The organism is Leifsonia sp. McL0607 (assembly GCF_049993355.1).
Lineage (GTDB): Bacteria > Actinomycetota > Actinomycetes > Actinomycetales > Microbacteriaceae > Leifsonia.
Genome location: NZ_CP188253.1, coordinates 1,333,599 through 1,355,036, shown reverse-complemented (window position 1 = coordinate 1,355,036; position 21,438 = coordinate 1,333,599). Strand labels below are relative to the sequence as shown.

The following is a 21,438-nucleotide window of genomic DNA, read 5'->3' as shown; positions in this document are numbered from 1 at the left end:
GGGAGACGATCGTGGGTAGGTTCGTGTTGCGTCACTGGTACGACATCGGCGGAGTCCTCGTGATCCCGGTGCTGCTGGTCGCGTTTCTCGGCCAGTGGCCGACGGTGCAATTCATCCTGCTGCTGAACTTGGCCGTGATCTTCATCCACCAGTTCGAGGAGTACCGTTTCCCCGGCGGTGAGCCATGGGTGCTCAACGAGGTCTTCATGCCGAGGCCGAACGTTCGCGTCGACCGACTGCCCACGAACGAACTCTCCAGCATCTGGATCAACGGTGCCGCGTGGGTGGTCTACTTCGTCGCGGTGTTCTTCCCCGACCAGGTGTGGCTCGGGCTGGCGCCGATTCTGATGGGCTTCCCCGCTCAGTTCGTGATCCACGGGATCATCACCACCCGCAAGCTCAAGTTCTTCTACAACCCCGGCCTCGGCGCAGTGGTGCTCGGCCACCTGCCGCTGGCCATCTGGTACATCATCGCCGTCTACCAGGAAGGGCTGATTCACTGGTGGGACTGGATCATCGGGATCGCGCTCCTCGGCTTCTTCATGGGCGTCGTCATGCAGATCGTGGGTTTCAGGTTCTTCGCGCCGCGGGGCGCCGAGAAGTGGCACTACACCCGTTCCGAGTACGAGCGCTGGGACCGTGAGCGCCGGCTCCGCCGAGCCGGGATTACCCCCCGGCCGATCGGACCGGACAGCGTCCTGCCACCCGCTCCCGGTGGCGGATCTCGGTCCTGCCAGTCAAGCAATCAGTGACCCCTCAAGCTCGTTGCGGAGGTTCTCGGCGTCGGCGTGTTTGCCAGACCACGATTCGACCAACTGGCGTATCGAATCGAACGCCTCGATTGCAAAACCCTCGATACAAACTGACATAACGCACACCATCAGATGGTCCCGAGAGGGGAGTCTTAGCCCACCGAGGAGCGTCTTTCGGGAGCGAGCACCATTTGAGCCTCGAACCCGTTCGCGGTCTCCAGCAGTGGTCAGACTGGATATTCGTTTGCGGCCAACCGATTCCGTCGTGGGCGTACGCTTAGCAGCGGAGACCAAGGAGGCGCTGATGGCGTCCGGACAGACTTCGAGATCATTCACCCTCGGCTCAGGCAGCGGGTGGCCTGATTACAGCGACCCGAACTTACCCCCTGAGCGCGTCCCAACGCACCCGGTGGACCCGGGTAATGGCGTCGCAGATCCTGGCGAGACAACTGTCGAGGACTTCTTCACAGTTAGGAGTTTCGAGGGCTCCCCACTGGGGATAAAACCATTCGAAACCGTCCGCCTGGACTGGACCATCGAGACGACAGACGCGTCTGCGAACTTTGGCGACTTCACCTTCCGGGTTTACGGCAATAGGACCGTGTATCTCGATGACGTCAATCAAGCGGGTTCAGGTCTTGTAAGCCCACTCGAGTCTGGCGAACTTCGACTTCAGGGCAGCAGGCGTGGTCGCCACATGTATCGCGACCTCGCTTCCGTGCACGTCGATGTGGACACGAGCGAGTGCACCGAAATTGTTCTTGGCCACGAATCCTTAGAGGTCGCGCCGGTAGGTGATGGTGTGGCGTTGCGTTGAGGTGGGCACGAGGCCTGTTAACCACGGTTGTGTGAATAACTCGTTGGTTTCCAGGACGCCTCGTGCCCGCTGTTCCATCTTCGATCATTGACCCGATCTGGCACCAGTTCGAAGCGCTCATCCCGCCCGTGGTGGATGAGCATCCGCTTGGGTGTCACCGGCCACGTGTTCCGGACCGGGTCGTGTTCGACAAGCTGGTGCAGGTGCTCGTGCTCGGCGCCGCGTACGCAAAGATCGCCGACAGCGCCTGCTCGGCGACCACGATCCGTCGACGGCGGGATGAATGGATCGTCGCGGGGATCTTCACCATGCTGGAGCAGATCTGTCTGGACTCCTACGACAAGATGATCGGACTGCAACTGGGTGACTTGTCCGTGGACGGGTGCATCGTGAAAGCCCCCTGCGGTGGCGAAGCTGCCGGCCGTTCCCCGGTAGACCGTGGGAAACAGGGCACGAAACGCTCCCTCCTGGTCGATGGGCGAGGGATTCCACTCGGATGCGTTGTCGCCGGCGCGAACCGTCCAGACTCCCCGCTGCTTGGTCCGACCCTGGAGAAACTGAGCCGGTTCGGCTTCAACCTTCCCGAGCGAATCACGGTGCACCTGGACGCAGGCTACGACAACACCAAAACCCGCGACCTACTCGACGTCCTCGGGTGCGACTACGTCATCAGCAAGAAGGGCGAACCGCTACAAGCCGGCGCTCGGTGGGTCGTGGAGAGAACGAACTCCTGGCACAACCGCGGATTCCGGAAACTCCAGATCTGCACCGAGGTCCGCACCCGCGTGATCGACGCGTTCATCGCCCTCGCCGCCGCGATCATCACCACCCGCAGCCTCATCCGCGAAGCCTGGACCCGCTACCGCTGGAACACCAGACCCAACCGACAACCATGACCTACCGGCGCGACCTCTTAGACGATTTTTTCGCCAATTGGGTCGGGCAGATCGACAATGAAACGGCTGCAATCCGCTTCCCGCGTGGGATACGTCCCGACTGGCAGCCGGGAGTGATCCGCTACGACATGAACGGTGACCTGGTCCTAAACAACTTCTTCAATGGCACCATCACGATTCGGTTTGAGATGACGTTCACGGTCACCCACGAGGAATCCACGGATCCAATCGATGCGACCATCTTCCACAGCTCAGACGTTGATTTCAGCTGGATAGAGGACGTCTCCAGCATTGGCGCCTCAGCGATTATTGCCAATACCGCGGACAAGCTCGTGCCGGTAATCCTCACCCTCATAGCGAGAGAAATTGAACGGGAAACGATAGCTGAGCTCCGGCGTTCGCTGCGCCTGTTCAGCAACAAGCGACTCCTCGGGATCAGAATTTACGGAGATCCTGCCGCGGTCGTCTTCCAGCTGTGCCCAAAACCGAAACAACCACAACCAGGAACGATTGACCCCGTCGACCCATCCGTCCTGCGATGAGATTAGCGTCGCCGCCCTCGTCACCCCGCGAGAACTGGTTCTCTATTTGGCCACGCTCGCCGCACCAACGCAGAGACCGGGCACTTCGCTGCAGGCGCTCTGCACACGCTCCACCGGCTGCGCATCGAGCACGATCAGCTCGAGCCGACGGTCCACGGTGGCTGCTTAAGTCCCGGACTGCGCCTTGCCAGTGAGACCAGGCCGCTGATGGCGGAGGTCCTCAGCGAGGTCTTTCACGGGCCGGCACAGCTACAGCGGATCCGAGCAACGGGCCTGAGTGACATAAGAAATATTACCAGCTACCGAACGGTTGAATGTCCGCGTTCCGTGTACCGCCTATTCGAACGGACGGACGCGCGACGACTCAGCTGCTCGGACCAAATCCATGCGTGAGGGAATGTATTCCCGGCGATTCTGCCGTCCCTTTGGTGGCTTCTCGCTGACAGGCCTTGCTCGCCGGGTGGAAGGCTCGCCGTCGCAAACGGAATTTCCGTTCAGATTGGGGATTGACTGCGTTGTCTAGGTAGGACGAGTATTACACCAGCGCTGCCATACGTATATGGATGGTCTCCAACGCCAATTTCTGCATGCATGAACAAGGCATGGACCGGTTTGTTGCGACGACGCGGTTCACGAGACATCGGAGGGCATTATGTTCGCTGACTTTCAGGACTATTCGATTCCTTGGGCGGAACTGATTAGGGCGAGAACTGCGGGCGAACGTGAGAGGGCTGCACTCGAGGCTATTGGCCGGGCCTCGGCGACCATCGGAGTGGCGCGAGTGCGGGCTTCGCTGCAGGGCGCCGCGGCGAAAGTAGCCGCACGCCAGGCCATGCGCGCTGACAGTGCGGACCTTGGATCCGCTGCGGCCCCGCAGCTCGACGCAGAACTACTTGGGCTCGCTGCGGACATGGAAGAATTGTGCCCGCCACTGATAAGCGAGTTGTTGCGAAGGCTCATCGGTCCTCACCCACATCATTGGTGGTTCGATCCCATCAACCCGGTGGAGGCTCGTCAGGAGCTCACAGTCGCCGAGGTTGGCCTGCTCGAGGGCATCAGCCGGTTTGCCGTCGGCGCTGGCTTGCCATCGATTCAAGAAGCGGTGGAGAGCGCGCTCCGCGAGGCGGCCGAAAGCGAACGGAACGAGTAGCGGACAGGCCTTTCGATAGCCTGCCGAAGACGAGCGATACCCGGTTTCGGGGCTCAGAATGACGCCCGTTCGGATTGCAACCTTCGTGTTCTTGTCGGTGGCTGCAGGCCTCCTGCACAGCCAGATCAGCGCGGAAGCGGCACGCGCCGAGAGCGTGACAATCAGTAGTCCCGACACGATCGCCGACGTCGACTCTCACGGCACATCGGGCGCGACCATCACGGGGACAGCCGAGTACCGTGCGGGCTACATCCCCGTTGAGGCCGCTCCGACGTTAACACCAACGACCAAAGGCAGCTGTTTCGCGGTAGATCCCCCGTACTATTCCAGACTCGACGTCGACAGACCCTATGAGACCTCGGCAGTCACTGTTGATGGCAGCTGCGTGCTGGACGGTGACCCCAAACCGGTCGTCATGGATTCCGGTCAAACGGAAGGAAATCTCAACGGCGCATGGACTTTCTTTGTGCCCGCTACCGCCTTTCCTACCACCCGCCGAACGGTCTCAGCCAGCCCGCTGGACGGGCCGCACAAGTTCCGGGTAGAAATCTTCGTCGTCACGAGAAGTGACCGCGGTTCAGTGACCTACCAGCTCGTGGACTGGTTTGAGAAGGAGATCACACTCGTCCCTGCCTTGGAGCTTCAGTCGCCGTCGACCTCCCCAACGTCATCGACCTCCCCAACGCAGGAGGGACAGACGTCAGCGCCGCCAACCGCGACTCCAACTCCAACTCCCACAACTGCGGCGCCTCGAAGCGCTAGCACACCCCGAGGCCCACGGCACACTGCCTCCAAGCTCGGCACCGGCTCAGCCGACGCCGACTCCGTCTACAGCGCACTGACGCCCGTGCAAGACATCGACATGACGCCCACCTCCGCACTCGTCCTGGCCGCGGTCACAGTGATCCTGCTCCTGCTCATCGGGTTTCCCGGCGTTCTGATCGAGTCCACCGTCTCCAAACACTATGACGAGCTGTTTCCCTGGGTGAAACGCAGACGAGAGAAAGAGAACGATCTGGATAGCCCGGCGCACGTCGCGACCTGGATAACGGTTACCCTCGGAGTCGCTATCGCGACAGTCATCTCCGGGTTCATCGACCCCCAGTTTGGCCTCAACCCGGGGTCGGCCCGAGTTCTCCTGAGCTCAGGGGTCGTGTTTATCGTCCTCTCGGTTCTCGGCTGGCTGATCGTGGAATGGGTGATCCACTCCACCGACCCGGCCTTGAAACCGTCGATCGAGTTCAAGTGGTTCTCGCTCCTCGTTGTCGCCCTCGCCGTACTGCTGTCACGCTTGACCGGGTTCGAGCCCGGGATCGTTTTCGGTCTCGTCGTCGGCCTGTCATTCGGGGCGACACTCAGCAAAGCGCAGAATGCGCGCACCGTCTTGGTCGGCGTCCTCTACGCGCTGATTCTCGGACTCGGTAGCTGGTTGGCATACTCGGCGCTCAAACCACTCCTCGAAAGCCAGCCGAGCGTCGCTTCGCAGTTCGCGCTCGACATGCTCGCCGGTATCGCTGTAGCCGGTATGTCCACGCTCCCGGTGGCGCTTCTGCCGATAACCGGCCTCGGCGGGGCCGCCGTCTTCACATGGAACAAGTGGGTATGGACAGTCGCCTATGCGGTTGGACTTGCCACATTCTTCGTCGTGCTCATGCCGCTGCCCCAAGCCTGGGGCGAGATCTCGCTCGCACTGACAGTCTGGGTGATCCTCTACGCGTGCTTCGCGGTTGGCGCGATCATCTTCTGGGCGTACTTCCGGATCAAAGACCGTAGTCCGACAACCGAGCCGGCACGACACGGAAAGTAGCAGCACATGGCGCCATAGCCAAAGAGCGGCAGGCGTGAGCGGATATCTCCGCGATGGTCCACCACTCGGCATAACCCGGGTCCAGCTTCGCCTCGTCGTTAGCATTGATCGTGGAAGATGCCAGAGCCTCCATGTGTGAGGGGCCCCAGAGTTGACACCGCCTGAGCTCGCCGCGACGGATTTGGCTGTCCTCCACGAGCGCGGTCCGATAGCGGCCGAACCACTACAACGGCACTAGCGCCGGATGGTGTTCCGAACTGGTAGCCGCTTACCGGTCAGGGGTGAGGGGCGCCGATGCGTTGTGCAATATCCCCACAGCCTGCGGGGATATTTCACTCGCCGCATGAGACCAGTCCGGGCGCTCAGTTAGGCTCCCTGCATGGCCACGGATATCGCCCTCCCCGAGTCGTACGGCCGTGTCCTCGAGGATCTGAAGCAGCGCGTCAAGCTCTCGCAGGTTCGTGTCCGCCGGCGTGCGAACAATGAGCTCGTACGTCTCTACTACTCGATCGGCCACACGATTCTTGAGCACCAAGAAGAACAGGGATGGGGCGCCGGTGTCATCGAGCGGCTCGCACCTGATCTGTCGGCAGCCTTTGCCGGGGTTCAGGGCTTCTCCCCGACGAATCTGAGGTACATGCGCGCAGCCGCTTTGGCTTGGCCCGATCAGAATCTCCCACAAGCTGTGGGGGAACTGCCGTGGGGTCACGTGCGGGCCCGTCTGGACCGCTTGGACACGACAGAAGACCGCAACTGGTACGCGGCTGCCGCGGTCGAGCAGGGATGGTCCCGTAATGTTCTCCTGGATCGGATCAAGGCCCGAACGCGTCAACGCATCGGTGCTGCCCCTTCGAACTTCTCAGAGCAGCTAACCGGGGAGGACTCGGATCTTGCCGTCCAACTCGCCCGTGACCCATACGTGTTCGACTTCCTCGGCCTGACCCAGGTTGCCGCCGAACGAGACCTCGAACAGGCGATCGTCGACAAGCTCGAGCACACCCTTCTTGAACTCGGCGACGGGTTCGCGTTCGTCGGCCGTCAAAAGCACTTCGTGGTCGACGGCGACGACTTCTACATCGACTTGCTCTTCTTCCACACGACTCAGCTGCGTTACGTCGTCATCGAGTTGAAGATCGGAAAGTTCGAGCCCTCATTCGCAGGCCAGCTGGGATTCTACGTAGCGCTCGTGGACGACAGGCTTCGCCTCCCAACCCATGCGCCCACCGTCGGAATCCTGTTATGCACGGACCGCAATGAGGCAGTCGTCCGTTACAGCCTGGGCGCGACGCCCCAGCCGGTCGCTGTGAGCACCTACACCTACGATCTGCTCCCCGAACCTGAGCAACAAGCGCTCCCCTCGGCCGAGGCACTTACCCGAGCGATCGCCGTTGAACATCAACAAGATGAGAAAACGGATGGCGAGTGATCGCCAAGTAATCGATCGCCAGCGGACCCGGTCGCGCACACCCAACTCACCGAGCACGGGCGGGCGGCGGTGGATATCTTCATTCGGCGGGGGCTTGCAGGAGGCTTCAAACAAGCGATTCGAGGAAGGCCAATGAGTCATTTGCTTATTACGGCGTTGGAATGGTGCGGCTTCCTAGCGGTTCTAGCACTCATCACGTGGGTTGCTTACGTCCTGCGCCATAAGGGTAATCCGCGTTTGGGCAACGCTACTCAGGAGCAAATCGCATTGTTTCGTGCAGGCGTCCTGAGCCAGAGTGCTAGGCAACCTCGTCACCGGCCACGTGAGCTTGACCGAGCGCAAGGACGTTGGTGGTTTGCGGGATATGACGAAGCTGAACTCAGAGGCAAAGACTTTGCTTTGACGCTTCTCGACAACGATGAACCGTCCCAGGTTCTCCGCCGCTTCTATGTGGGGAGCGGCTCTGGTCTGAGGGCCGCGTAGTAGGCAGCCTCGAACTCGTCGGGGCTGACCATTCCGAGGCTACCGTGGAGCCTGCGGTGGTTGTACCAGTCGACTCAGCCGGCGGTCGCGAACTCGACGTCCGCGATCGTCTTGTGCGGGCTGTCGTGGAAGATCGTGGTGCGCACGCACTCGGCTTTGTAAAGTCCGTTGATCGTCTCCATCAGCGCGTTATCGTAGGCGTCGCCGACCGTCCCGATCGAGGGCGCGATCTGCTCGAGCGCGAGGTGATCGGTCAGCACAATCGATGTGTACTGGGACCCCGCATCGCTGTGATGGATCAGCTGGCCGGGCGTGACCCGGCGTCCCTGGCGGTCGCGTTCCCACAACGCCATCCGCAGCGGGATCATCACGAGATCCACGTGCTTGCTGGTCTGCGCGTGCCAGGCCACGATGCGTTGCGAGAACACGTCGAGGATGAACGCGACGTACACCCAGCCCGCCCAGGTGCGCACGTAGGTGAAGTCGGTAACCCAGGTGTGATCCGGCCGCGGCGCGGTGAAGTCCCGGTTCAGCAGATCCCCGGCACGGACCCCATCCTTGGCCTGGATCGTGGTGCGGATCGCCTTCGCGCGGGTGATGCCCGACAGCCCGAGGACCCGCATCGCCCGGTCCACCGCACCGCGGGACGCATCGCTGATCGCGGTGCGTCGGATCAGCGCGGTCATCTTCTTCCGCCCATACAGCCCCTCCGGTGACATCCAGCGCCGCGTGGTCCCATCGGGCAGCACCTCGATGCGCCAGGCAGCATCACGGACCGCGCCTTCGACCATCGCGTCGGTGATCGTCCGGGCCGAGACGCGGCCCCGCCGCCAAGCCCGGTAGGTGCGCGCGGCGATCTGCACGCCCTGCTCCCGCAGGACGCGGATGATCGACTCGACCGCATGCCCCTCGGCCCTCATCTGGTCGATGAAGACCCATCATCAGCGGTTGCGGGGGTCGAGTTCCCCCGCGAAGAAAGTTGCCGCTGCTTTCAGGATCGCGACGTCCTCACGCAGCCGCTTGTTCTCCGCCTTCAACCGGCGGATCTCAGCATGTTCCTCGCTGGTCTGACCGTCACGGCGGCCCGCGTCGATCTCGGCTTGAAGCACCCACCGGCGCAGGGACTCCGACCCAACACACTCCTGGCGGGCGACGGCGGCAATCGCCTTCGCCGTCGACGGGTACTCCGCCCGATGCTCAAGCACCAGCCTCACAGCCCGCTCGCGAACCTCGGGATCGATCTTCTTCGGCATGACGCCATCCTTTCAACTCGAAAGGAAACGGCACCAAACCTGGGACGGTTCAGTTGGCGGCGGCCGGTGGTGGTGCGTGGGTGGCCGTGAAGAGCCGGTCGAAGGCGTTCTGCCAGGGCCAGGCCTCGGGTAGGTGCAGGGTGATGCGGCGCGCGGAGCGCGCCAGCCGTGCTGGGATGTGGATCAGGGTGCGGCGGATCGTCGCGGTCGTCGCTTTCGCGAGCCGGCCCGCTTGATCAGCGATCAGGCCAGCGGTGCGGGTGAGGTTGAACGCGATCACGGCGAGGACGAGCCAGGCGCTGTTTGCGGTGAACACCCCGGAGGGTAGGTGGGCGAGCGGGCCGTTCTTGAGGTCGGCGTGGATTTGCTCGATGATCGCGTGGCCGCGATGGGTCTTGTCCGCGATGACCGTGTCCATCACGTCCTTGTCGGTGGTGGTGAAGAATGCGTGGTGCCGGTAGGTGTCGAACAGTGTCGGCTGTTCAACGTTGTTCGGGTTCAGGTCAGGGATGCGGCGGACCACCAGGCGCCCTTCGACGCGCTCGGCGTTCTTCCTTGAGCGGAACGCGGTGAACGGGACCTCGGCGACCTCGGCTTTGGAGACCAACTGCCCGGTGATCTCGTCACGGATCGCGTCGGTGTACTCGATCATCTCCCACGCATCCTCGGCAATGGTCGCGATCGCTGCTTTCACCGCAGGGCGTTGATGGCGGTGCCGATGGTGGCGTGTCCGTAGAACGCGGAGTCCGCCCGCAGCAACGGCCGCGACGTGCCGGCGGGGTTCATGCGGCGCAGGGTCGCGAGGGCGTCGCCGACGATCCGTGCCGCGCCTTTCGGGGACCCAGTCTTGCCCTGCCGCAGCCGTTGACCGAGGATCACCGGAGCCGACGAGGTCGTCGATGCGGTCGCGAGCAGCGCGTTCAAGCCGCGGACGCCGGAGTACCCGAACCCGGCGCCCTGCTTCTTGTATCCGTGAACCTCGATGATCGTGTCGTCCAAATCGACCATCACCCGTTCGTCGCCGCGCGTGCGCAGCAGCGGCATGTGGCCGGCAAGATCCGCGAGGACACGGCAAGAGACCGCGTCGAGCTGACGGACATGCCCGAACCGGAACTCCCGCAGAAACGACCCCAGCGTCGACGGCGCATATACCCGGTCGAACAGCCGCCCCATCCCGCCGTGGCGGAGCAGGTTCATGTCCTCGATCGAGTCCGCCCCGGCAAGCATCCCCGCCACCAGCGCCATCACCTTCGCACCGGCGTTGGCGCCCTTGTCCGTCGGGACACTCAACCAGGACTGCGCCAGCCGTTCAACTCCCGCAGCCCGCGCCAGCCGCAGCATCGGGACCAGCCCAGCGAACGACACGAGATTCGGATCATCGAACACCGCAGACACCGCGGCAGGAGCATGCTTGAATTGCATCTACGAAATGCCTCTCGGACCAGACGAACAGAACCCTAAGCAAGCTCTATTCTCCCCGGTCAGAGGGGCATTTCTCTGTCACGACGCCCACTCACCACCCGACCGCCTCGGTGGATCGAGGCTTAGCGCCCCGCTCGCGGGATATGACTCTATTCGTTGCGGGTTGCTTGGGAGTTCCTCTGGGCACTCTGCTGTTCGGATATGCAATTGCTGCTTGGCCGAGACGATCTAAGCGAGGGTGATGGGCAGCCGGCGATAGTTCGCGGACTAGCCGCGCAACAAGCCCAGAACCATCGCTGCGACGATTCCGACCGCCACGAGAAAGGCCGCCACCGTCGCGATGACGACGGCCCAGTGAATGATGCTTCGCTTTTGATTTGCCCGGGGATCGTTTTTGCCAACTGCCAATCTTATGAGTATTGACTCGACAATGCCGACATACCGTGCTTCCTCCCCAAGTGGGTCCTCCTCGGCGCGTCCCTTGGTCATGCCATCAGTTTACGGCGCGCTGTTGCGGTGGATGAGAACTGAACAGCCCGGAGCCGATCCCCAGGCTCTCCTTACTGGCCGGTGATGGCGAAGGGCTCTATCGTCTCGGCGATCGGAGGGTGTTGGCGATTTCCGTTGGTCCGGCCGGCGTTTCAAAGGGCGGAACGATGGTCGCGTGTAGTGGACATTGCGAGAGGGAAATGTGCCACCGTCCTCTATGTCGGCGAGAGGGGGGGTACCGATGAGGATGGCCACTGGACCGTCAGTTGCTTGCAGCGTCGCCCCATCGGTGGCGGAGCGGATTGCCAAGCTATTCACTGACTCGGTGCCCGCCATTATCTGCCATTCCCCACTGACCACCTGCCCACGTGTGGCAGACACGGCGGACACGGTTCCGAAGCCTTCGGGAACGTACACAACGGTGCCCAGCGCAAAGACGACGTCGGGTTGTTGCCCGGCTCCGGCCTGAAACCTCCGCACGGCTGCGTCCATGGCGGCGCCGAAGCGCTGGCCCACAGCACCCTCGTCGAGCAGCCCCGCTGCGGAGAGCAGCCTCGCCCACCTCGCGGAACGGCCCGTGACCCGCAAGCGTTGGCCCGAGGGTGTCCGCACCGCCACCGCACCACTTGCGGCGTTCTTCGAGAAGGACCTCGGCGCAGGGGTCCCCGACTGGGTACTCCGCCAGGCTGGGCTGCACTCCAGCGCCGAGAAGCGCTACCCCGTCGTTGCCGACCGAGCGACCCCGGTCTGGCTCGCCCAGTCCGCCGCACTCGAGCTGCACGTGCCGCAGTGGCGGTTCGACACCGACCGAAGGCCTACCCGGGTGGTGCTGGACTTCGATCCCGGCCCGGGCGGGCCTGCCCGAGTGCGCGCAGGTCGCGCTCGGGGCCAAGGAAATCCTCGACGACATGGCCCTCCGAACGTGGCGTACGACGATGCGATGCCGAGTTGTTCCTCGATCAGCGCAGTCGATTGCGGTCCGCGGGCCGTGACGAGGATGACGTGGACGTCCTCCGTCTGCGTCACACGCCGGACCTCCGACGCCGTGAAGCTCGAAATGCGTTTGTCCGAACCGATGAGCGTCCCGTCGATGTCGAGCGCCAGGATGTGCAGATCGCTCACGCGACGACCTCCAGTTTTCGCGAACCCTCGTCGCGCTCGCAGCCTACACGCCACCACCACCCCCTCCACCGCCCCCGCCGCCGGAGAACCCGCCACCTCCGGTGCCGCCGGACGACGAGCTGCTCGCGATCGTCGCGCTGGAGGAGATCCCGCTGACCATCTGGGAGAGCACGGCGGCGTTGAAGGCGGTCTGGCCGGAGTACCAGGCGGGGGTCTCTCCGGTCTGCTCGTAGAACCTCCCGAGCTCGCCCACCCACTTCTTCTCCTCGCCGAACAGCACAGCCCACGGCAGGAGGCGCTCCGTGAGCTTCAGCATCTCGCGCGGGTCGTCCACGGCGACGGGCACGCGCTCCGCCCCGTGCGGCGACTGCAGGTAGCGGATGCGGTCGGCTTCGGCCAGCTCGACGTACATCCGCAGCCCCTCCACGTACTCGCGGAGAGCCGTACCCGTGCTGGTCAGAGGCGAGCGCGACAGGAGGACGGCGGCGGCGACGAAGAGCACGACAGAGCCGACGAGGATCGCGAAGGGCACTGCCCCGCCGTATATGCCGACGATGCACAGCACCGAGCTGACGACCGCGAGCACTGTCGCAGCCAACGCGGTGAAGAACACCGCGCGAACCGGACCGCGCGGTCCCATGGTGCGGTAGCCGAGACGGGTGGCGTCCTTGTGCATCCGCTTGCGCAGCGCCGCGACGGCGCGCGCGACCCGCGAGTTGGACGAGCCGAGGGCCAACGTCGTGCCCGGGACGAGGGCCTCGCCGAACAGGGCCTGAAGGAACTGCAACTCGTCGGCCGTCGGCTGCGGCTCGCGCAGCGCCTGGCGACCGGTCGCCTCCGTCGAAACGAGTTCGAGCGTGTAGGAGGGGCGACCGAAGAATCCCGTGGTCTGCAGCACGCGCACTCTGCCCGATACGGCGAGATCGAGCGTCTGCGCGGCGACCGCCTTCTTGCTGCGGCCGGTCACGTCCGCTGCGAGGAGCAGCCCTTCCTTCGGCGGCACGTACTCGGGGATGATCGTTCCGCGTCCGGGGGCATCGCGGAGCAGGCGGACGCGCACGACGATCGCGCCGACCACCGCCAGCATGCAGAGCAGGAGGCCGGCGACCGCTGCGAAGCCCCAGCCGGTGTCGAAGAGTCCGTCGGGGCGACCCGCGAAAGTGCCGGGGGCGAAGCCGATCGCGAACGTGAGATTCTCATGCGGACCGAGGTGGCCGGCACTGAAGCGATACCCGTCGCCCGTGCGTTCGACAGTCGCGGCCTCCGTGGAGCCCTGGACGCCGCGATACGCGGACGTGGTGCCCTGCAGGGCATCGGCCAGGCCGGAACCGAGATGCACGGTCGCCGTCACGCGATCGAAGGGCTGCGCCCACCCGGTGCCGTTGGCGTCCCAGTAGAACTCGTCATTGCCGGTATCGGCGAAGTAGCGCGTGACGTTCGTCTGCCGGTAGGTGATGACGTAGGTCTGGTCGCCGTGCACGTAGCCTTTCGCTGCGATCGTCAGCGAGAGGACCCCACCGTCGGACGCCCTCGTGTACGGACGAGGCGTGCCTTTCTCGTCGGTCACCGACACCACCTCCAGGTCGGTCGGGTGGCCGTCGTAGTTCTCGATCAGTTCGCGCCGGATGCCATGGTTCTGGTCGGTCTCGGGAAAGCGCGCCACCAGCGTCTCGACGGTGGTGAGCGTCGAGTGCCCCTGTGCATCGCGGTCGAGTCGGTAGTCGCCGGCGAAGCTCGCGAACGTGAAGTCGTCGACCCCGGCGGGAGCGCTGGCGGCGGTCGGCGCACGGCTGGCGGGGTGGGCCTGCGCGGCCGTGGCGCCCGCGCCCAGGACCGCCCCCGTCACGATGAGCGAGCACAGCGCCACGGCGACTGCGGCCGCGATCGGCCTCCTGGCCAGACCGCCCGGCCGCCGGTTCCGAGCGCGCAATCTCACCTGCCCCGCCGTCCTCCGCTCCACGGGACGATTCGACTCGGCTGTCGGCCGCTCCGGCAGCACTCGTCCATCCTGACATAGGCGATGTCGGTCGGGTGGGCGCGCGGTTCATAGAAACTCGGGAGTCGAGCCCGGTGGGCGGTGTGCTGGTGTCCAGGCCCGACGAGAACAGGAGACGCCCAGGACCTCGAGAAGTCGCAATCGGAGCGAGTGACGGGAATCGAACCCGCGCTATCAGCTTGGGAAGCTGAAGTTCTACCATTGAACTACACTCGCATAGCCCGCGATTCCAGTTAAACACTGGGAAGTAAGCCTGCGGACCAGACTACCCGCTCAATAGTTTTTGGCCAAACTCACCGTTTACTCACCGCTTTGAGATCTCGTAAGCCCGCGCGAGCCGTGCCCTCCGGGCGACTTAAGGCTTGAACGCGCCGAAAAGGTCGCATGTTCGCCCATCCAGTTGGTGCAGGCAGGCCGTTTCATACGGGCAAGCGGCGCGGCGGAGGGTCTGCCGCGGGCGTTGCTCGGTGGTGGGTCGCGCCGAGCGGCGCTCCATAGAGCTCCAATGGGCCGTTCCCCGGGGCGCCCAATTCCGAGGCCTATATCGCCCGGATTCCGAACGGGCAACCTCGAGATTTCGCGGCGAAGTTGGCCATACCTAAGTGGGCAGGACATCAGGCGCAGGCCGCGCCATGTCCCCAAGTGTGCAACCCCATATGATGGCGGCGTGCTCCGAGTCGATTTTGCCTTCCTTGCCGATTACGCGCGGGCCGATAATGCGGCAATCACTGCGGTCGGTGCTGGCCGCCGCACTCTTGAGTTGCCAGAGTTTCTGCGCAACGCGACTTACGACGTCTTCATTGCGGGCCGCGTGCTGTCAACGCCAGACCAAGATCCCGTGTTGGTTTTCGGAATCCAATCACCGAATCGCGAAGTGAATATGACGATCGAGGTGCCCCTAGGCTCGGGACCGTCACTACCCCAGAGCGATGAGGTCCCGGCGCTGTTTGCATTCCGCGCGCCGCTCCCTATGGTCGAAGAAGGCGACTGGACCTTCACCATTGCGCACGCTGGCGAGGTACTTAGCTCGATGACGCTCTCAATCTCGTTCACAGAAGAAGGCCTGTACACTGAAGTAAGACCAAACTAGGCGTCGCGATGCGATTGCGACCCTCGCGTCACGCGAACGAGCAAATGCGGGATCGGCACGTGACTCTCGATCAAGTAAACGAAGCCGTCGATAGTCCCGGATGGACCACCCCTAACACTGGGGGCCGCCCGGGCACTAAGTACTTCAAGCATTTTGGGGCACGATTATTGTGCGTAGTATTGACGCCCGCACAAGGAACGTCTAGCACGGACGAGTATCGTATTGTTACCGTCATCTGGAAGGGTGAGGATGATGACTGAACGCATTATTCGCGTGAGCATTGACCCAGAGGTCTCTGCTGCGTATCTGCGCGTCAGCGATGCCGCCGTCAAGCGCACCGTCGAGGTGTCCGACGTGATCAATGTCGATCTCGACGAGCACCGAATGGTGCGAGGAATCGAACTGCTCGATCTGGACGCAATCATCCCCTACGACGAACTCGAGCGACTTTTTCATGTCGACTCGCGACTCATTAACGCTCTGAAGACGATCCGCCCCACCATCAATGGATTCATGGGATCGCTGCAGGCTCAGCGCGAGACGGTGGACGCCGTGCCGCGGCCCTGGGTGAACTCTGGACACCTCCAGGGCGCTTGATACACCGCATTTTCTTGCGCCGATAGCGAACTCGTGGCTTTTGCGCGCCATATATATTACTTGCTCCGAAGCGTCAGAGCGTGGCCCAAAGGGAAGCTCTTTTCTCTTGAGCTTGACCTAATCGATTGTGGCATTGAGGCCGGCGAGCGATTCAGCTATGAGTTCGGGAACCGCACTCAAGGCCGCATCAAGCGTGTACTCGATCATCGCGGCGATCGTCGAGTTCGACAGATCGAGCAAGCGCGTCCAGTCGCTCGGGTTGTAGCGGGCCAGCATCGACAGCACGAAGAGCACTAGCCACCACGAAGCTAGTGGATGAAGGTCGCCCTCGGTCTCGCCTAGCGATGGCAGCACAACTCGTGATGGCGGTAGGTCCGCGAGCGAAGTAGTTGTCGGCCCCCGTTGGCTTGCTGCTCAAGCGCCGCGGCAGGTACCAGCACGAAGACCTATTCGGGATTGTGCGACTCCAGCGGCCCGTCGTCCTCGCGCCGCGCCACATCGAATCCGCGCAGAGCCGGGTACTGATCCACGAACTCGCGCACTTCATTGATCCGCCAATCCGAGGTGAATCCGGGCACTGGCAGCTCGAACCGTTCAAATTCCTCGCCACCGCTTGGCGTGTAGATCCCGTTTGGGGAGAGCACCGGCGCGGCGGAAAGGTGGTGTGGGTAGTTGACCCGGAGCTCTAGGATCTGGCTCATGACGGCGCATATGGACACCCGCCGCACATCCGTCGTTGACTCGAGCGCGACCGATAGCCGTGAGAAGGAGTCGCGCGGGCTCGGGATGACGGTAACGAGCGAATCAGGGAAAGCGCCGCCCGAAAGCTCCCCGGTGTCCTTCAAACAGTGTCAGTTGCACATCCAATTGGAGTCGACTGCGCCCTCAATCTCGCCGAGGCGATCGCTGGCACCCGCGATAGCGCGCCCTGCTGCGACAGACCGAAGAGATTCAAGGGCCGGCTTTCCGATCAGAGACGCAGCTGTGAACTGCTGCTGTGCCTGCTGGGAAAAGCCCCGATCAACGGGGCTTACGAGGCTGAATGTGACGCTCTGATATCCAGAGTAGTAGAAGCTGAAGTTCCACCATGAACTACACTCGCGCCACCCGCAAATCCCAGTAAAACACTGGGACCTAAGGCTGCCGCCAAGACTACCCGCTCAATGGTTCTTGGCCAAACCCACAGGTTGCTCAGCGCTTTGGCGACAACGCTGCGCTGAGGGCCGGCAGTCAGGGTTCAAGCACGCCTCTAAAGATTGCTAAGCTTGGCTAGATTTATAGGCTCGTCCGGTTAGCCTTGCGTAAAGCGCTGACAAGCGCTTCGGTGCCCTGAGCGAGGCTATTACCTCGTACAAAGGCTTTAGCTGACCGAGGGCGCGGCACGTCTGCCGTCAGTGCCTGGTGCGGGCGGTCCGCAGCTGGGAGCGACTCGAGCCCGATCTCAGGAACTGGCTGTTGAACGCCTACGGCATTCCGCAGGGCGATCGCCGTCACGTACCAACCCCAGCCGCACGCCTTACGCCAGTCTTAACCGCCCCCACGAAACGCCACCACTCCCGTGTCCGACCCGATGAGCAGCAGCCCGAGCGCGGTGCTCGGGCTCGTGAAGTGCGGGACGGAGTCCCCCACCCCTCGACGTTGAAGCAGAGCCCCGGTGGCGGCGTCGAATTGGCTGAGGGTGCCGTCTGGGTACTGCACTGCCCACACCGCCCCTCCGATCACGATCGGCGGCCCGTTCGCACCCGCGAGGCGCGAGCCCCGCTGGTCGCTGGCGAGGTCGACGGTCTGGATGCCGCCGCCGCTGCAGGGGACGAACAGGCGATTCGTCGCCTGGTCGTACGCGGCGCCGCCGTCGGGGTCGCTGCCGCAGATGCCGCTGATGGTCGCGACCACCGACAGGTCGGTTTGGCGGAGGACGAAGCCGACATCGGTCTTCCCCGCGACGAACAGCAGGCCGCCGGGCAGCAGCACGGGGTTGCCTGTGCCGAGATCGTCGTCGGCGCCCGCCGCTTGGTCCTTGAACGAGGCGATCGGCTTCAGGTCGCTCGACAGCTTGACCACACTCTCCGCGTATTGGACCGGATCGGGGCCGCCCGACGGCGGGTCCGGGTTGGAGTTGCCGGTCGACACGTAGAGGTCTCCGCCCACGCTGACCGCCGGCGCGCCTCCGCCCTGCCAGATCGCCCCGCCCTGGCCGTCCGGCGCCGCCTCGAAGGAGACGAGGTGGGGCGCGCCGGTCTCGTTCACTCCGACGACCCAGCCGTGGTAGGCGCCGCAGTCGCCGTAATTGCCGCCGTACGCGATGTAGACGCGGCCGTTCGCGACGGTGAGCGATGCCCGTTGCAGCAGGTTGACCGGGTCCTCGCCAGCGGGGAGGGGCGGATCGACCGGCTCCGAGAGCACCAGCTGGCCCGTGGCGACGCTGAAGCCCGCAAGCTGGTGGTGCACGGCCCCTCCGCCTGTGCTCACCTCGCCGACGACGAACACGGTCCCGCTGGTGGGGTCGACGGCCGGCGTGCTGGTGATGCCGAGCGGGTCGATGTTCCCGCAGCCTGCGACCGAACCGACGTCGGTGAGTGGCGTCCCGAGGGAGGCCGACCAGACGACGTTCCCGGTGGCCGGGTCGAGCGCCGCCACCCGGTTCGTCTCCGTGGCAGCGATCACGCGGCCGCCCGCGACGACGGGCTGACCGAAGACCGCGCCGCCGAGGTCCGCGGACCAGGCGCGGGCGACCGAGGCGAGCGGTGCGCCGGCGTCCACTGCCCCGGTGCGAGAGGGGTCGGCGTGGTACGAGGACCACGCAGTGATCCCGGGAATCGGGACCGCGACCGGAGGCTCGGAACCCGTCGGCGACGGGCGCGAGCTGGGCGACGCGCTCGACGCATGGGAGGTCGTCGGCGTGGGAGGCCCGGATGCCGTGCAACCCGCGAGAAGCAGCAGGGTCGCAAGGGCGACCGCCGCGCGGCGAGCGCCCGTGCGGCCACCTGTTCCCTGTGTCGCGCGGTGCATGGCGACAGCGTATGCCGACCGACCGGACGAGACGACAGTTGTGTGCGCAGCAGCCGTGAAGCGCTCGGATCGCGTGGCTCACCGTCGGAGGGTGGGATCGAGTTCGACCGATCTGCTCGTCGTCCGGGAGGACGGGGAACCGGCTGCGGGACTCACTCCGGATCGATGAACGGCTCATCGTGACCGGGTCGCCCCGCGGCAAGCCTGTCGGAGAGGTGACGAATCCGCTCGACCAATGCTTCGTCCGTGATTTCCGCGCCCACCAGTGACATCGGTTCGCTCAGGAGTTGGCTCGCGGGGCCAAGGAGGACTTCCACCCGCCGCATGTCACCGTCGATGCCTTGCGCTGGAATGAACACCGTGTCGGCTGTGGAGTTGCGGGCGAGCTCTCGAGCGTAATCCAGGAGCGCCTCGGCGATCGCATCCCCTGTGTAGAAAGCGCCGCCGGCGTACTCGATCCTTCGCATGACCGCAGAGAACCACCAGGCTCGGCCACCGTACAGGGGGTTGTTCTTTCGCTCAGCGCGGTCTGCGCATGGCGGGCGGGACAACCGCTCCGGTGATCGCCGCGAGGGCGGACACGGAGGTCGCCGCTTCCGCGAGCGATGTGGCGGGATCGCCGAGTCCGGTGCCCGACACCCTCGTCAGCAGCCGGTCATTGGGCTGCAGACCCCGTGGCTCCCGTCAGCGGAACGCCCCGACCGTCCTCAGCGCGTCGTGGACGGCGAGGCCCGGTGGTGAGGACCTCGCGAGTTCGTCGCGGTCCTCGACGGCCTTGCGGGTGATGTCGGTGACGATGCCGTCGACGCCGAGGCGGAGCAGTCCGCGCACGCGGGTGTCGTCGTTGACGGTCCAGACGTAGACGGACTTGTCCTGCCGGTGGGCGTCGCGGAGGAACTGCTCGGTGAACGAGGCCTGTTCGACGAGGAAGAAGTCGGCCGGGCTGTCCGGCACTCCGCCGATGCTCAGGGCGATGGTCAGGCCGACGCGGAGGTCGGGGCGGAGGTGCTTCAGCTCGGCGACCGCATCCGGATCGAGGGAGTGGTAGTTCGCGTCGTCGGCGTCGCCGAGTGCGTCGAGTTCGCGGACGAAGTCCCGCACGACGTCGCCGCGCTCGTGGCCGTGGACCTTGAGCTCGATGAGCAGTGGCACGCCGAGCTGGCGCGCGCGGGTGACGTAGTGGGCCATCGTCGGGATCACATCGGTGTGGCCGTGCTGCGTCACCTGCGTTCGCGCGAGTTCGGCGGCGGTCAGGTCATAGACGTTGACGTCCCGGCCGGACATCATGAGCAAGTTCGTGTCGTGGGAGGCGATGAAGACGCCGTCCTTGCTCTGCTGCACGTCCACCTCGACGTAGTCCGGATGCACGGCGGCTGCCGCCTCGAGTGCGCCGAGGGTGTTCTCGACGCCGCCCCACACGTCGCCGCGGTGGGCCACGATCACGGCGTCCGCGATCGGGCGGGCGGGCGCGGCCGAGGCGGTCGCGGACACGGCGGCCACCATCGAAGCGACCACGAAACTGACGCCCACGCCGATCGCATTCCGGCCCACGTGTCGCCGGGTCCTCGGCTCCGCGCGGACTGGAGCCGGCTGCGGTCGCAGGTCGAGCGCGGTCCACGTGTCGTCGACGATCCGGTTCAGCGCCGTCGCCAGTCCGAGCGCGAGCGGGGCGAGTGCCAGCGCCGATCCGCACCCGATCAGCGCGGCTGACGTGGTGCCGTGGTCGCCGGGCAGCAGCGAGGCGACCCAGGAGAGCGCGCCGGTCACGGCGGTCGAGAGGAGGGCGCCGAGCCCGACAGGGATCAGGACGGACAGCACGGCGGCGACGGTCCGCTTGCGCGTCATCCGGAAGCTCGCGCCCATCGCAGCCAGCGGCGTCGTCCGGCCGATCAACATCACCGGGATCGTGTACACCAGGCGTGCGTTGACAGAGAACAGCGCGGCGATCGCCGCGCAGTACGCGGCGGCGCTGAGTGGGGTCTTCAGGAGCTCCCGAGTGACGAACGGCGGGATGGCGATCCCCTGCGTCACGGTCGAATAGGCCCCGAGCCCGGTGAGCGGCACGACGACGAGCAGGTAGAGCAGCAGGAGCGGCGCTTGAGGGTGCCAGGCCGAACGGAGTGCCCTCCCGACGTCGCGCAGGATCGTGGCGAGTGAGAGGGGCGCGCGGTTGCGCGCCTGGGAGGCGACCGCGATCAGTGCAGCGATCTGCACGACGAGGGTCGCGCCCATCACGACCACGGCGCTGACGATGAGGAACGCGGCGAGCGGATCGGAGAGAACGCTCGAAACCGTCCGGTCGGTGAGGTTGCGGGTTCCGGAGCGAGCCAGTGCCAGGTCCACGAGTGAGCCGACGACCGGGAGGGTCCCGGCGATCGCTGCGAACTGGACGGCCAGTGCCGTCACCAGAAACATCGCCGGCCGGCTCCGCGTCCGCCGGGCCGCGTCCCTGTTCCGCCCGAACTCGACCCCGATGGAGCTGCTCATGCGGCGGAGCGGCCGGCGGACGCCGGTTCCGCTGTGCGTGCTCGCATGCTGCTCTCCCACTCGACCCAGCCTATGCAGAATGTCCGTTCCACTTTGTGAA

At 64.6% G+C, this 21,438-nt stretch carries 17 protein-coding genes, 1 tRNA gene and 3 pseudogenes; 10 read left to right on the top strand and 11 right to left on the bottom strand.

Annotated elements, in window-relative coordinates; translation table 11 throughout:
- Nucleotides 1-11 precede the first annotated feature (11 nt).
- From ACPPVW_RS06485 to ACPPVW_RS06455, 7 genes are all read left to right on the top strand, one after another.
- Nucleotides 12-752: an HXXEE domain-containing protein gene (locus tag ACPPVW_RS06485; RefSeq protein ID WP_426625699.1), complete on the top strand. Its 741-nt coding sequence runs from the start codon at nt 12-14 to the stop codon at nt 750-752.
- 304 nt (nt 753-1,056) lie between these two features.
- Entirely contained in the window at nt 1,057-1,569 is a 513-nt protein-coding gene (locus ACPPVW_RS06480) for a hypothetical protein (RefSeq protein WP_426625698.1), read from the top strand.
- 62 nt (nt 1,570-1,631) lie between these two features.
- Nucleotides 1,632-2,465, top strand: a complete 834-nt coding sequence (locus ACPPVW_RS06475; RefSeq protein WP_426623674.1) for an IS5 family transposase — start codon at nt 1,632-1,634, stop codon at nt 2,463-2,465.
- A complete protein-coding gene (locus ACPPVW_RS06470) occupies nt 2,462-3,007 on the top strand; it encodes a hypothetical protein (RefSeq protein ID WP_426625697.1) in 546 nt (181 codons plus the stop codon). Before ACPPVW_RS06475 ends, ACPPVW_RS06470 begins: the two co-directional genes overlap by 4 nt.
- Before the next feature lie 652 nt (nt 3,008-3,659).
- Nucleotides 3,660-4,157 carry a hypothetical protein gene (locus ACPPVW_RS06465; RefSeq protein WP_426625696.1) on the top strand — a complete coding sequence of 166 codons (498 nt, stop codon included), beginning with the start codon at nt 3,660-3,662 and terminating at the stop codon, nt 4,155-4,157.
- Nucleotides 4,158-4,215: 58 nt separating this feature from the next.
- Entirely contained in the window at nt 4,216-5,964 is a 1,749-nt protein-coding gene (locus ACPPVW_RS06460) for a hypothetical protein (protein WP_426625695.1), read from the top strand.
- 379 nt (nt 5,965-6,343) lie between these two features.
- Nucleotides 6,344-7,390: a PDDEXK nuclease domain-containing protein gene (locus ACPPVW_RS06455; protein ID WP_426625694.1), complete on the top strand. Its 1,047-nt coding sequence runs from the start codon at nt 6,344-6,346 to the stop codon at nt 7,388-7,390.
- A 446-nt stretch (nt 7,391-7,836) separates the two neighbouring features.
- Here the strand turns inward: ACPPVW_RS06455 and ACPPVW_RS06450 are convergent.
- From ACPPVW_RS06450 to ACPPVW_RS06440, 3 genes and pseudogenes are all read right to left on the bottom strand, one after another.
- Nucleotides 7,837-9,126 (bottom strand): annotated as a pseudogene (locus tag ACPPVW_RS06450) (IS3 family transposase).
- A 49-nt stretch (nt 9,127-9,175) separates the two neighbouring features.
- Nucleotides 9,176-10,548, bottom strand: a pseudogene (locus ACPPVW_RS06445) (IS1380 family transposase).
- A gap of 267 nt (nt 10,549-10,815) precedes the next feature.
- Nucleotides 10,816-11,037, bottom strand: a complete 222-nt coding sequence (locus tag ACPPVW_RS06440; RefSeq protein WP_426625693.1) for a hypothetical protein — start codon at nt 11,035-11,037, stop codon at nt 10,816-10,818.
- 490 nt (nt 11,038-11,527) lie between these two features.
- Here ACPPVW_RS06440 and ACPPVW_RS06435 point away from each other — a divergent pair.
- Nucleotides 11,528-11,833: pseudogene (locus ACPPVW_RS06435) on the top strand (hypothetical protein); the annotation flags it as partial.
- On the opposite strand, the gene ACPPVW_RS06430 reads toward ACPPVW_RS06435, so the two are convergent.
- The 3 genes from ACPPVW_RS06430 to ACPPVW_RS06420 form a co-directional block, all read right to left on the bottom strand.
- Complete coding sequence (locus ACPPVW_RS06430; protein WP_426625692.1) at nt 11,752-12,159, bottom strand: HAD family hydrolase; 408 nt, start codon at nt 12,157-12,159, stop codon at nt 11,752-11,754. The pseudogene ACPPVW_RS06435 and the gene ACPPVW_RS06430 sit on opposite strands and share 82 nt — an antisense overlap.
- 43 nt (nt 12,160-12,202) lie before the next feature.
- Entirely contained in the window at nt 12,203-14,095 is a 1,893-nt protein-coding gene (locus ACPPVW_RS06425) for a DUF2207 domain-containing protein (protein WP_426625691.1), read from the bottom strand.
- A gap of 205 nt (nt 14,096-14,300) precedes the next feature.
- Nucleotides 14,301-14,371 (bottom strand) — tRNA-Gly (locus ACPPVW_RS06420).
- Between the two features lie 451 nt (nt 14,372-14,822).
- Between ACPPVW_RS06420 and ACPPVW_RS06415 the strand changes: the two genes are divergently transcribed.
- The gene (locus tag ACPPVW_RS06415; RefSeq protein ID WP_426625690.1) at nt 14,823-15,245 is read left to right on the top strand and encodes a hypothetical protein; all 423 of its coding nucleotides are present in this window, start codon (nt 14,823-14,825) and stop codon (nt 15,243-15,245) included.
- 249 nt (nt 15,246-15,494) lie between these two features.
- Entirely contained in the window at nt 15,495-15,842 is a 348-nt protein-coding gene (locus tag ACPPVW_RS06410; RefSeq protein WP_426625689.1) for a DUF2283 domain-containing protein, read from the top strand.
- A gap of 117 nt (nt 15,843-15,959) precedes the next feature.
- Here the strand turns inward: ACPPVW_RS06410 and ACPPVW_RS06405 are convergent, their stop codons facing one another.
- The 5 genes from ACPPVW_RS06405 to ACPPVW_RS06385 form a co-directional block, all read right to left on the bottom strand.
- Nucleotides 15,960-16,196 carry a YaaC family protein gene (locus ACPPVW_RS06405; RefSeq protein WP_426625688.1) on the bottom strand — a complete coding sequence of 79 codons (237 nt, stop codon included), beginning with the start codon at nt 16,194-16,196 and terminating at the stop codon, nt 15,960-15,962.
- 92 nt (nt 16,197-16,288) lie between these two features.
- Nucleotides 16,289-16,687 (bottom strand): hypothetical protein, encoded by a 399-nt coding sequence (locus tag ACPPVW_RS06400; RefSeq protein WP_426625687.1) that lies wholly within the window; start codon nt 16,685-16,687, stop codon nt 16,289-16,291.
- A 682-nt stretch (nt 16,688-17,369) separates the two neighbouring features.
- Nucleotides 17,370-18,851 carry a PQQ-binding-like beta-propeller repeat protein gene (locus ACPPVW_RS06395; RefSeq protein WP_426625686.1) on the bottom strand — a complete coding sequence of 494 codons (1,482 nt, stop codon included), beginning with the start codon at nt 18,849-18,851 and terminating at the stop codon, nt 17,370-17,372.
- Nucleotides 18,852-19,003: 152 nt separating this feature from the next.
- Nucleotides 19,004-19,318: a hypothetical protein gene (locus tag ACPPVW_RS06390; RefSeq protein WP_426625685.1), complete on the bottom strand. Its 315-nt coding sequence runs from the start codon at nt 19,316-19,318 to the stop codon at nt 19,004-19,006.
- A gap of 217 nt (nt 19,319-19,535) precedes the next feature.
- Nucleotides 19,536-21,398, bottom strand: coding sequence for a glycerophosphoryl diester phosphodiesterase membrane domain-containing protein (locus tag ACPPVW_RS06385; RefSeq protein WP_426625684.1), 1,863 nt, complete (start codon nt 21,396-21,398; stop codon nt 19,536-19,538).
- Between the last annotated feature and the right edge of the window lie 40 nt (nt 21,399-21,438).